This is a genomic window from Saccharopolyspora sp. 7B, assembly GCF_020177435.1.
In the GTDB taxonomy this organism is placed as follows: domain Bacteria; phylum Actinomycetota; class Actinomycetes; order Mycobacteriales; family Pseudonocardiaceae; genus Saccharopolyspora_C; species Saccharopolyspora_C gregorii.
Map to the genome: position 1 here is coordinate 1 of NZ_JAIUKC010000146.1, position 11066 is coordinate 11066.

The 11066-nt window shown below is 73.8% G+C and carries 9 protein-coding genes; 5 read left to right on the forward strand and 4 right to left on the reverse strand.

All coding sequences use genetic code 11. The features are described from left to right. The first annotated feature begins 98 nt into the window (after nucleotides 1-98). Nucleotides 99-2066 (forward strand): LuxR family transcriptional regulator, encoded by a 1968-nt coding sequence (locus LCD33_RS21825; protein WP_224978223.1) that lies wholly within the window; start codon nucleotides 99-101, stop codon nucleotides 2064-2066. Nucleotides 2067-2088: 22 nt separating this feature from the next. Here the strand turns inward: LCD33_RS21825 and LCD33_RS21830 are convergent, their stop codons facing one another. The 3 genes from LCD33_RS21830 to pabB all read right to left on the reverse strand — a co-directional run bounded on the left by LCD33_RS21830 (nucleotide 2089) and on the right by pabB (nucleotide 5678). Continuing rightward, the gene (locus LCD33_RS21830) at nucleotides 2089-2838 is read right to left on the reverse strand and encodes a thioesterase II family protein (RefSeq protein WP_224958439.1); all 750 of its coding nucleotides are present in this window, start codon (nucleotides 2836-2838) and stop codon (nucleotides 2089-2091) included. Between the two features lie 64 nt (nucleotides 2839-2902). Then, nucleotides 2903-3490, reverse strand: coding sequence for an isopentenyl-diphosphate Delta-isomerase (gene idi / locus LCD33_RS21835; RefSeq protein ID WP_224958440.1), 588 nt, complete (start codon nucleotides 3488-3490; stop codon nucleotides 2903-2905). Nucleotides 3491-3683: 193 nt separating this feature from the next. Continuing rightward, a complete protein-coding gene (gene pabB / locus LCD33_RS21840) occupies nucleotides 3684-5678 on the reverse strand; it encodes an aminodeoxychorismate synthase component I (protein WP_224978224.1) in 1995 nt (664 codons plus the stop codon). 92 nt (nucleotides 5679-5770) lie between these two features. Between pabB and LCD33_RS21845 the strand changes: the two genes are divergently transcribed. The 3 genes from LCD33_RS21845 to LCD33_RS21855 all read left to right on the forward strand — a co-directional run bounded on the left by LCD33_RS21845 (nucleotide 5771) and on the right by LCD33_RS21855 (nucleotide 8020). Then, on the forward strand, nucleotides 5771-6976 hold the full coding sequence (locus tag LCD33_RS21845; protein ID WP_224958442.1) for a cytochrome P450: 1206 nt from the start codon (nucleotides 5771-5773) through the stop codon (nucleotides 6974-6976). Nucleotides 6977-7324: 348 nt separating this feature from the next. Beyond that, a complete protein-coding gene (locus LCD33_RS29480; protein WP_224958444.1) occupies nucleotides 7325-7582 on the forward strand; it encodes a DUF3040 domain-containing protein in 258 nt (85 codons plus the stop codon). A 66-nt stretch (nucleotides 7583-7648) separates the two neighbouring features. Continuing rightward, nucleotides 7649-8020: a hypothetical protein gene (locus LCD33_RS21855; RefSeq protein ID WP_224967245.1), complete on the forward strand. Its 372-nt coding sequence runs from the start codon at nucleotides 7649-7651 to the stop codon at nucleotides 8018-8020. 51 nt (nucleotides 8021-8071) lie between these two features. On the opposite strand, the gene LCD33_RS21860 is transcribed toward LCD33_RS21855, so the two are convergent. Continuing rightward, the gene (locus LCD33_RS21860) at nucleotides 8072-9979 is read right to left on the reverse strand and encodes an N-acetylmuramoyl-L-alanine amidase (RefSeq protein ID WP_224978225.1); all 1908 of its coding nucleotides are present in this window, start codon (nucleotides 9977-9979) and stop codon (nucleotides 8072-8074) included. Nucleotides 9980-10319: 340 nt separating this feature from the next. Here LCD33_RS21860 and LCD33_RS21865 point away from each other — a divergent pair, with 340 nt between their 5' ends. After that, nucleotides 10320-10901, forward strand: a complete 582-nt coding sequence (locus tag LCD33_RS21865) for a DUF4232 domain-containing protein (RefSeq protein WP_224958450.1) — start codon at nucleotides 10320-10322, stop codon at nucleotides 10899-10901. The last annotated feature ends 165 nt before the right edge of the window (nucleotides 10902-11066 follow it).

An 11066-nucleotide genomic window follows, 5' to 3' on the forward strand; every position in this document is an offset into this window, starting at 1 on the left:
CCCCCCTCCGCTTGTTGTGGGGGGGCGGGGGTGTGTTTTTTTTCATACCCCCCCCCCCCCCCCCCCCCCCCCCCGCCCACGACACCGAACGGCTCGCCGTGCTGCTCGCGTTGCAGGACGAGGTGTCGGTGGACGAGCTGCCGATGCTCACCGCCGCCGCCGCGATCAGCCTGGACGGCGCGGGCCGCGGACTGGACTCCCTGGTGGAGGACGGGATCCTGGAGATCGGCGAGCGCGGCAGGCTGCGGTTCGCGGTGCCCGCGCTGACCGCCGCGCTGCGCCGCCGCTCCGGAGCGGAACGCGCCCGCGCGCTGCACACCGCGCTGGCCCGGCAGATGCTCGCCAAGCTGGAGCGCAACGGCCAGGTCGACCGCACCCGCCTGGCCACCCACCTCGTGCACATCGGCGAGAGCCTGGACGGGGAGGCCGCCGCGATCCGGGTGCTCATCGAGGAAGCCGACCGGATGTCCAGCGCCGACCCCGAGGTCGCCGCCGCCTGGTACAAGGCCGCGCTGCGCCAGCTCTCCGACGACGACGACCGGTGGCCGCCGCTGCTGGAGGAACTGCTGCGGCTGCGCGCCAGCCTCGGCCAGTACGACGAGCTCACCAAGGACCTCGGGCTGCTGGTCCCCGCGCTGATCGCCGGGTCCAACCAGGACGACCAGGCCAAGCCACTGCGCCGCACGCTGCTGGTGGCGGTCGGGCTGTGCTGGCTCACCACGCTGCTGCAGGACGAGCAGTCCGCGCAGGTGCAGGAACCGGCTCGGCTGTTCAAGGCGCTCACCGGCGGCGCGGTCTTCGACGCCGAGCTGCAGGAGTTCGCCGCCGCCGTCCGCTGCGGCCGCTTCGACGAGGCCGCCGACCGGTTCAACGCGCTGTTCTCCGGAGACGCCGACCGCGAGGCCGAACCGCAGGACCTGCCGGAACTGCCCGAGGTGCTGATGCTGCTGCACGCGGCCAGCGGCGACGCGGACACCTTCCAGCGCGCCTGGTCGCTGTGGCGGGACCGCGCGCAGCACCCCGTCGACCACGCCCCCGACCGGCTGCGCGAAGCCGGGGCGATGACTGACCACGCCACCGCGCTGGAGATCGTGCTCGGCGACGGCTACCGGCTGCCCTCGCGCGGCAGCGTCCTGTACTACCAGGAGATCCTGCGCTCGTTCCGCACCGGCGAGTGGGACGCGGCGCTGTCCGCGGCACGGCGCATGGAGGCCGAGCTCTCCCCGCAGCGGCGCACCCCGGCCCGGTTCCTCGCGCGCGCCGTCGCCGCCGAGATCTGCGCCTCCCGCGGCGAGCACCGGCGCGCCGAGGAGTGGCTGCAGGACACGCCGCGGCACCTCGCGGGCGGGCACGTGCTGTCCTGGGCCCGGCTCGGCGTCGCCTACCGGGCGGGTGACCCGGACGAGGCGCTGCGGGTGGCGCGCGCCGAGTACGAGCAGCTCAGGGACGGCGGCGGTTCCCCCGCCGGGCTGGAGCACCTGTTGCACCGGCTGGTCGCGCTGCACCACCGGGAGGGGCACGAGCAGGCGGCGGCGGAGCTGTTCGACGAGCTGGTCGCGCTGGACGAGCGGCTGCGCTCGGAGACCAGTTCCGCGGCGGTGCTGATGGCCCGCGCCCAGCTGCGCGGCTCCGCCGAACCCGCCGCGCGCGCCCTGGAGATCGCGCGGCGCCGCGCGGACGTCCCGCAGCTGGCGGTGCTGCACATGCTGCTCGCCGAACTCGCCGAAGACCCGAAGGCCCCGCTGCACGAGGCGCACGCCATCGCCCGCAGGCTCGGCTGGACCGAGCTGCGCTACGCCGCGCAGGACCTGATGCGCCGCCGCGGCATCGCCCCGCCGCGCACCCGCAGCAAGCAGCAGCTCATCTCCAGCACCGAGAGCCGGATCGTGCGGCTGGTCAGCGACGGCTACACCAACCGGCAGATCGCGATGGCGATCCAGGTCAGCGAGAAGACGGTGGAGAGCAGGCTGACCCGGCTGTTCGCCCGCACCGGTTGCCGGTCGCGGGTGGAGCTGGCGACGGCCTCGCTGGAGGGCAGGCTCGCGGAGAAGACCGCCGTCAGCTGAGCGGCCCGCGCCCACTACCGGTTCAGCGGGCCAGGTGTTCGCGGATGAGCCGCAGGACCCCGTCGGACTCGGCGTTGAGGTAGAAGTGCCCGCCGGGGAACGGGTGGAAGCGGAAGGCGCCGGTGGTGTGCGCGGCCCAGTCGCGCGCCTCGTCCGCGGAGACCTTCGGGTCGTCGACGCCGAGCAGCACGTGCAGCGGGCAGTGCAGCGGCGGCCCCGGCCGGTACGCGTAGGTCTCGGCGATCCGGTAGTCGGCGCGCAGCGCGGGCAGCGCGAGCTTCATCAGCTCCTCGCTCTCCAACGCCGCCGACTCGGTGCCGTCCAGCTCCCGCAGGGCGGCCAGGAACTCGTCGTCCGGCAGCGCGTGCACGCCCTCGTTCCGGGTGCGCGCCGGCGCGGTGCGGCCGGAGGCGAACAGCGCGCGCGGCGGCGTGCCCGACTCCTCCAGCCGCCGCGCGACCTCGAAGGCCACGCTGGCGCCCATGCTGTGCCCGAACAGCGCGAGCGGCTGGTCGCTCCACGGCCGCAGCTGGTCGAGCACCTGCTCGGCCAGCTCCTGCACGCTGCCCGCGCAGGGTTCGGTGCGGCGGTCCTGCCTGCCCGGGTACTGCACGGCGAGGACCTCGATCGCCGGGGCCAGCCGCTTCGCCACCGAGAAGTAGTAGGAGGCGGCACCGCCCGCGTGCGGGAAGCACACCAGCCGCGCGGTCGCCTCCGGGGCGGGCTGGAACCGCCGGATCCACTTGGCGGTGTCCGCCGTACTCCCGGTCATCGAATCCTCCGCGCGGTCGAGGGGTGCGGGGCGACGCTACCAACCGGCCCGCGCCGCCCGGCGATCACGCGGTCGTGGGCTCGCGGGCCGCGGTCGGCAGCTCCGCCGCGTCGCCGGTGGGCCAGGCCAGCGGGTCCGGGCCGAGCTCGGCGAGCTCGGTGATCTGCAGCGCCGCCCAGGGCGAGATGTCGGCGCCGCCGTCGCGCACCTGCTCGACCAACCCGGTCCACGGCACCCAGCGGGTGTCCTCCACCTCGGCGGGGTTCGGCGCGGGCACGGGTTCGGCGACCGCCCGGAACACCGGGCACATCTCGTTCTCCACCACGCCGTTGCCCATCACCGCGCGGTAGCGGAAGCGGGGCAGGACCAGCTCGATGTGCTCGATGCGCAGCCCGAGCTCCTCGCCGAGCCTGCGCAGCACCGCGTCGTGCGGGGTCTCGCCGGGCGCCGGGTGCCCGCAGCACGTGTTGGTCCACACGCCGGGCCAGGTGCGCTTGCTCAGGGCGCGCTGGGTGAGCATCAGCTCGCCGCGCTCGTTGAACAGGTAGCAGGAGAAGGCCAGGTGCAGCGGGGTGTCCTCGTGGTGCACCGTCGCCTTGTCCGCGGTGCCCGCGGCCCGACCGCCCTCGTCGAGCAGAACCACTCGCTCCATGTGCTTCGTCCTCCCCATCGCCGGAACACCGGTCGCCGGACGGGCCGGTCGCCGGGAACAGGAATCGATCATCCACGGTTCCGCGCCGCGCCTCCACCTCCCGCGGTCCGCGGACCGCCCTCCGAGTGATTCGGCGCCGCTCGGTGCCCGGACAGCCTGCCCCGGCGGACGGCGCCGCCGCACCCGCGGGCGGTCACGGCTCGGGCAGGCAGCGGGCCGCGGCGGTCGCCTTCAGCAGCATCTCGGCGTACTCGGCTTCGGGGGCCGAGTCGAGCACCACCGCCCCGCCCGCGCCGATCCGCCAGCCGCCGCCGCTGCGCACCGCGGTCCGGATGACCACCGACAGGTCCGCGTCCCCGGTCAGGCTCAGGTAGCCGAGCGCTCCCGAGTACACCCCGCGCGCCCGGTCCTCCAGCTCGTCGATGATCTCCATGGTGCGCCGCTTGGGCGCCCCGGTCATCGAGCCGGCGGGGAAGCAGGCCCGCACGCAGTCCACGGCGCCGCTCCCCTCCCGCAGCTCGCCGCGCACCGTGGAGACCAGCTGGTGCACGGTGCGGTAGCTCTCCACGTCCATCAGCACCGGCACGTGCACCGAGCCCGGCGCGCACACCCGGCCGAGGTCGTTGCGCAGCAGGTCGACGATCATGAGGTTCTCGGCGCGGGACTTCGGGTCGGCGGCGAGCCCGTCGCGCAGCTCCGCGTCCCGCTGCGGGGTGTCGCCGCGCGGGGCGGTCCCCTTGATCGGCTTGGCCTCGGCGGTGCCGCCGGAGATCTTCAGGAACCGCTCCGGTGACGAGCTGGCGACCTCCACGTCGCCGCAGCGCAGGAAGGCACCGTACGGCGCGGGGTTCAGCGCCCGCAGCCGCCGGTACGTCTCGAACGCCCCGTCGGCGGCGGGCAGCGCGGCGCCGGTGGTCAGGCAGATCTCGTAGCTCTCCCCGGCCAGCAGCAGCTCCCGGCAGTCCGCCACCGCCCCCAGGTAGTCGTCCCGGGAGCGTTCCAGCAGCGGCTGCACGTCGGCGACCCCGCGGTGCCCGGCGAGCGGATCGGGCAGCGCGGGCAGCCGCTGCAGCGCGGCCGTCGCGTCCGCGAGCCAGCGCCGCGCCGCCCGCTCGGTGCCCGCGTCGGCGCTCAGCGCCACGAGGTGGGTGCGGCCGAGCTCGTGGTCCACGGCGAGGAACCGGTCCGCGAACAGCCAGCAGGCGTCCGGCGTGCCCGCGCGGTGCCGGGCGTCGCCGCCGCACTCGGCTTTCAGCTCGTACCCGAAGTACCCCACGTAGCCGCCGACGAAGTCGAACGGCAGCTCCGGTGCCCGCACCCGGCGCCGCGCCAGCTCCGCGCCGAGCCGGTCGAAGATCGACGGCCCCGCGCCGGTGCGGTGCCGGACGGTCTCGGCCAGCGGGCCGGAGCCGTCGCCGAGGAACGAGAAGCGGGACGCGCCGGCCGTGACCTGTGCGCTGTCCAGCCAGAACGCGTCCGGGGATGCCGCGAACAGCGCGGCGAACGCGGCCTCGGCGTCGACCGCCGGGAGTTCGCGGACGTGCGCCCGGTACTCGACCGCGCGTTCGGTGCGGCGGGCGGCGGCGCGGGCGGGCGCGGGCGGACGGCTCGCGGGCCGCACCAGGTCGCGGAAGTTCGCCAGCAGCCGGGCGCCGAGCTCGGTGGCCACCGACTCTGGGTGGAACTGCACGCCCCAGCGCGGCAGCGAGCGGTGCCGCAGCGCCATGAGCACGCCGTCCTCGGCCCAGGCCAGCGGTTCCAGCTGCGGCGGCAGCGGCTCGGCCACGCACAGCGAGTGGTAGCGCACGGCCGCGAACTCGGCGGGCATCCCGGCGAACAGCGGATCGCCGCGGTGCTCGATGCGGCTGCGGAACCCGTGCCGGGCCTGCGGGGCGCGCACCACCTCGGCGCCCTCGGACACCGCGATGCCCTGGTGCCCGAGGCACACGCCCAGGATCGGCAGCTCCGCCTTGCACAGCACGTCGCGGCACAGCCCGAAGTCCCGCGGCCGCCGCGGATCGCCCGCGCCCGGCGAGAGCACGATCGCGTCGAACTCCTCCAGCCGCAGGTCGCCCACCTCGGCGGCGTCGTGCGCCACCACCTCCGGTTCCCGTCCGTTGACCTCGGCGAGCAGGTGGAAGAGGTTGTAGGTGTACGAGTCGTGGTTGTCGATGAGCAGCGTCCGCACCGGGACATACTCCCCCGGACGCGTCCACCGCCGGAGGACCGTCGACATCATCTGGTGGCCGGTAGCGCTGCGCGACGGGCAGACTCGGCCGGGTGACCGACACGAGAACCGCGCTGTTCGACGAGGACTACTGGGACCGGGCCGACGAGGTGGAGCGCGCGCTGCGCGAACAGGCCCCCGTGCACCGGGCCATCCCCGGGGACGGGCTCCCGATCTGGGTGATCGGCCGATTCGCCGACGCCCGCGCCGCGCTCAACGATCCACGGCTGGCCAAGGATTCGGACCGCCTCAACGACGTCATCCGCAGCAAGCGGAACCCGGAGCTCGGCGATCAGCTGTCCGGGCTGTTCTCCAAGCACATGCTCAACTCGGACCCGCCCGACCACACCCGGCTGCGCAAGCTGCTGGCCCGCGACTTCACCGTCCGCCGCATCGCGGCGCTGCGGCCGCGGGTGCTGGAGCTGGTCACCGGGCTGCTCGACGCGCTGCCGCGGGACGAACCGGTCGATCTGATCGAGCACTTCGCGTTCCCGCTGCCGATCACGGTGATCTGCGAGCTGATGGGCATCCCGGACGGTGATCGCTCCCGGTTCCGCGACTGGACCGCCGCACTGCTGACTCCGGCCGAACGGGGGCAGAGCCTCGGTGCGTCCCGCGAAATGGCGGGGTTCTTCCACGAGCTGTTCGCGGCGAAGCGCGCCGAACCCGGCGCGGACTTGCTCTCGGCGCTGGTCACCGCCTCCGCCGAGGAGGACCGGCTCACCGAGGAGGAACTGCTCGCCACCGCGTTCCTGCTGATCGTGGCCGGGCACGAGACGACGGTGAACCTGGTCGGCAACGGCCTGCGCTGGCTGCTGGCCGAACCGGCGAAGTGGGCCGAGCTGCGCGAACGGCCCGAACTGCTGCCCGGCGCGGTGGAGGAGGTGCTGCGCTACGACGGGCCGCTGCGGATGAGCACGCACCGGTTCACCACCGAGGACGTGACCATCGGCGACGTGACCATCCCGGCGGGCGAACTCGTCATGATCAACCTGTCCTCGGCGAACCGGGACGGCGAGCAGTTCGAGCGGGCCGACGAGCTGGACCTGGAGCGGCCCCGGTCCGGGCACCTCGCGTTCGGACACGGGCTGCACCACTGCCTCGGTGCCCCGCTCGCGCGGCTGGAGGGCGAGGTGGCGCTCCAGGAGATCACCCGCCGCTTCCCGGAGGCCCGCCTCGCCGTCGGCGGGAGCGAACTGCGCCGCAACCGCGGCCTGATCATGAACGGGTTCCGGGCGCTGCCGGTGGTGCTCGGCTGATCCCCGGCCGGGAGCGCGGGCTCCCGGCCGTGATCCGCTCCCGGAACGGCCGATCAGGTGATGCGGTCGCGAGAACTCATCGGACGGCCGTTCCAGCCAACCTCGATCGCGCCGGGGAATCCGCCGCGCGGCGCGGGTAGGAGCGGGCCGGTCCCTCTCGGCACGGGGACCGGTCGGCACGCTCAGCCGCGGCTCGGCGCTGAGCCAGGTCTCGGTGCTCGGCCGGGTTCTCGCCGGCGCCCGCCCGGGCCTTTGGTCCCGGGAACGCGGGCCGTTGTCCTCTCACCCGCGCGCCCGCGCCCGGGCACGCTCGGGCACACGCCCGCACCGAGCCGGGAGGAGGAGCCAGTGCACCGACACGAGCAACGCCGGCTCGCCGAGATCGAGGACCGGCTCACCGCCGACGACCCCGAGTTCGCCGCCACCTTCTCCCGCACCGACCTGCACCCGGCCACGCCCGGCAAGGCGCGGCTGGTGCTGGGCGTCGTGGCGGGCCTGCTCGCCGTGATCAGCCTGCTGATCGACGACGCGGCCGGTTTCGCCCTCTGCACCGCCCTGTCCGCGGTCCTCATCACCACGCGGACCTGGCACCTCTGGTCCGACTGAGCGGAGGGGTGGCGGCGAGGTGCGTTCGCCTGAATCGCGCCGGGCGGCGACGTACGATCAACTCCCGTGCACCCCTACCCCGCGCAACCGCCGATCCTGGTCGCCATCGGCGACATCGCCTGCACCCAGCACGAAGTGATCACCCCGTCCGGGCGCGCCCCGATCGCGGGCACAACCTGGTCGTTCACCGACCTGAGCCGCACCACGCGGGGCATCCCGACCTGGGCGATCGTCTGCGCGATCGTCTTCGCGTTCTTCTGCCTGCTCGGTCTGCTGTTCCTGCTCGCGAAGGAGGAACGCACCGAGGGCTGGGTGCAGGTGGCGGTGCACGGCTCCGGGATCGCGCACCAGACGCAGATCCCGGTGCACTCCGCGTTCGCCGTGGTCGACTTCGGCAACCGCGTCAGCTACGCGCGCAACCTCGCCCACCAGGGCTGATCGCGAGGAAGCGCGGGGCGCCCCGACCGGATCGCGGCGCCCCGCCGCTCGTCAGGCCGCGTCCAGGTCCGACTTCTTGACGTAGACCCAGCGGTGGTTGTACGAGACCGGGACGTAGGTCTCCGAACCCTTGATCACGGTGTGGTTCTCCGGATCGTCGAGCTCGTCGTAGGTGGCGTGGTAGTCGACCGCCTTGGTCTCGTCCCCCGTCACGTACTTCTGACCGGCCGGGATCTTGTACGGCAGCGGTTCGAGCTCCTGGGCCTCGACGCCCTCCGGGTAGTCGCCCGGCGCGGGCAGCGCCCGCCCGTAGGTGGGGATGCCGTCGCGGGCGGGGATGCCCAGTTCCGCGTCGTCGGCGGGGGCGGTGTTGGTGCCGTCCGGGTCCTTCAGCCACGCCTTCTTGCCGTCGAACCAGATGGCGAGCCAGTCGTCGCGCCGTTCGGCGACGGCGTACTGCCTGCCGACGGCGGCCTTGGCGCTCCAGTCCTCGATGCGGGTGGTGCCGGGTTCACCGTCGGCGTGCAGCGCCGGGTTGCTCAGCAGCGGCGCGTCAGCGCGCGGTTCGGTGCGCAGGTACAGGAAGTTCGCGGGCTGCGCGGGGAGCGTCTCGCACTCCTCGCCCTGCGAGCAGCTGACGACCTCGGGGCGGTTGGTGTCGAACCGCGGGAAGATCGTGACGACGTCGTCGCCGCCCGTGTCGTTGTCCAGCGGCGCGTCCATCAGGTTCATGTAGTGCGCCCAGTCCCAGAACGGGCCCGGGTCGTAGTGCTCCAGCCCGGCCTTGGCGGCCTTCTCCGCGGTGACCTCGTCGTGGCCGAGGACGTGCGCGCGGTCGAGCGGGATGTCGTACTTGTCCGCGAGGTACCGGACGAGCTTCGCCGAGGCGCGGTACATCGGCTCGGTGTACCAGGTACCGCCTTCCGCGGCCCAGCCCTCGTGCTCGATGCCGATGGAGCGGATGTTGCGGTCCCAGCTGCCCGCGTGCCACGGCATGTCCTTGGTGGGAACCATCTGCGTGATCTGGCCGTCGGAGGAGCGGACCACGTAGTGCGAGGCGGCGCCGTGCGCCGGGTTCTGGAACGCGCTGATCGTCGACTGGTACGACACCTCGGTGTCGTGGATGACGATCGAGTCGATCTTCACGTCCTCGGGGCGGTTCGCGGTGTCGTAGTTGCCGTACCCGGCGGTGGGGTCCTCCGGGTCGGTGGGCTGGTAGGCCGCGGGCAGGTAGCGGCAGTCCAGTCCTCCGGGGCATTCCGCCTTCGGCTGGTCCGCTTCCTCCGCGGGCGCGGCCTTCAGCCGGGCCGCGGACAGGTCGCGGTCCGGTTCGGGCTCGGCGGCGACCTTCGCGAACGCGAGGCGCTGGCCGCTGGACGTGGTGCGCGCGCGGCCCTGGCCGAGCACGTCGTAGACGTCGTCGGCGAAGGACTGCGCGCCGTCGGCCTGCGCATCACCGCTGAACTCGGCCACGGCCGGGTACCAGTCGTCGATCTCGTCAGGCGCGCCGCCGTCGATCTCCTCGGCGCGGTGCACGAGCAGCGCGGCACCGGCCCGGATGTTCTGCACGACGTCCGTCTTCAGCTGCTCCGGGTCGGTGCCCGTGAGCTCGGCGGCCTCGGTGAGGGTGTGCAGCGACGGCTCGTCGGCGTACCGGACGAGCTTGGGGTGCTGCTCGCGGAGCTGCTCGGCGCTGACCTCGACGAGGTGCATCGGGCCGTAGCCGCCGGCCTTGCTCTGCTCACCGTGGTGGTCCTCCCACCTGGTGAGCTGGAAGGACACCGCCATCAGCAGTTGTTGCGGCACGCCGAACTCGGCGGCGGCGGACTCGTAGGCCCGCTGCTGGACGGTGTCGGGGCGTTCCGGTGTTTCGGCGAAGGCGGGGGCCGCCGCGCTCACCAGCAGCCCCGTCACCCCCGTCAACACCGCGAGCGCGCGGGGCAACCGACCGGCGCGCACCGCACCCCCTCTGACGAAGGACGATCTCATGTGGACCTCTGCCCGTGTCTTCTGGGATCGCGCGGCAGCGATCCGGCGGCTCGCACGTCGGGGCCTGCGCGGCACCGGCGGCGCGGCAGACATCGGCGTCCGGCACCGCTCGGCGCGATGTCGCATCCGCGCACGAGTGGGTGAATCATAACGATCACGGCGATCGCGGCCACTGCTCCGGAAAGCCGAGCGGGAATACCCGCACGAACGATTTCCCGGTGCGGCGGCGGCAACCCCGGTCGCGGACGGCACGTCCTACGGCGTGAAGGGCACGGGACGACCGTGCGGAAGCCGAAGGGGGAGAACCACCATGTCGCTGACCAAGACCCGCAAGATCGGTGCCGCCGCCGCGCTGTTCAGCGGTGCGCTGCTGCTCGTCGGTTGCGGCCAGGCCACCGGTGCCGCGCCGTCCGGGGCGTCGAACGCGGCCGTCGAGCAGGGTGGGACGACCGAGGACATCTCGACCTCCCCCTGTTCCGCGGCGGACTACTCGGTCGACCTGATCCCGCAGCCGGGACGCCCCGGCGTGAACCTGCTGGCCGTCACGAACCAGTCGGACCGGACCTGCCCGGTGGCGGGCTGGGCCGAGCTGACGCCGGAGGACATGACGGGCTCCCCGATCGACGGCGTGCCGAGCGAGAACGTCGACGTCCCGGGCGGTCGCACCGAGATCTCGCTGGAGCCGAACCGCACCGCGTTCGCGGGCGTCCACTTCGAACTCGGCGACAAGAACGACGTGCGCACCGCCACCGGTTTCCGGGCGAGCTTCTCGGACACCTCCGGCGACGTGAACGTGCACGTCGACAGCGGCGAGGCCGAGCACCTGGAGTTCCTGATCAAGTCGATGCAGGTCGGCACGCTGCAGCCGTCGGCGCAGGGCGTCACCTTCTGATCCCGCTCCGGTTCCGCCGGAGCCGCGCCGCGAATTCCCCGCTCCGGTCCGCCACCGCGCGGAGCGGTGGGGGGGCGCCCCCCCCCGCGCCCGGGGGGGGGGGGGGGGGGGGGGGGCGCCCGCCGCCGCGCCGCCGGCGCGGGGGGGGGGGCGGGGGGGCGGGCG

Coding starts and splice junctions, on each gene's coding strand:
- LCD33_RS21865 (WP_224958450.1), top strand. CDS start 10,320: ATGTCGCTGACCAAGACCCGCAAGATCGGTGCCGCCGCCGCGCTGTTC.
- idi (WP_224958440.1), bottom strand. CDS start 3,490: ATGGAGCGAGTGGTTCTGCTCGACGAGGGCGGTCGGGCCGCGGGCACC.
- LCD33_RS21830 (WP_224958439.1), bottom strand. CDS start 2,838: ATGACCGGGAGTACGGCGGACACCGCCAAGTGGATCCGGCGGTTCCAG.